A 320-nucleotide genomic window follows, 5' to 3' on the forward strand; every position below is an offset into this window, starting at 1 on the left:
GCTGGACCAGAGACGGCGCCGGTCAGCCGCTGGCGTGGATGAGACAGCCGTATTATAGCCATGAGATCACTCGCAGGATCGATATTCATGTCCTTCGTTCCCGACACCACGACGCTGATCCAGTTCGCCATCGCGACGGTGATCCTGGCGATCACGCCGGGACCGGACATGACGCTGTTCGTGTCGCGCACGCTGAGCCAGGGCCGCGCCACCGGCTTCGCCTCGATGGCCGGGGCGCTCACCGGCACGCTGATCCACACCACGCTGGTGGTGGTCGGCATCTCGGCACTGATCGTCGCCTCGCCGATGGCGTTCTTCGT

1 protein-coding gene is annotated in these 320 nt (G+C 65.0%); it reads left to right on the top strand.

Features of this window, described 5'->3' with window-relative positions:
- Window positions 1-87: 87 nt before the first annotated feature.
- Window positions 88-320, top strand: a 233-nt coding sequence (locus EN857_RS33915) for a LysE family transporter (protein WP_189522841.1), incomplete at its 3' end; no start/stop codon positions are given.

Source organism: Mesorhizobium sp. M4B.F.Ca.ET.214.01.1.1, assembly GCF_004791545.1.
Classification (GTDB): domain Bacteria; phylum Pseudomonadota; class Alphaproteobacteria; order Rhizobiales; family Rhizobiaceae; genus Mesorhizobium; species Mesorhizobium abyssinicae.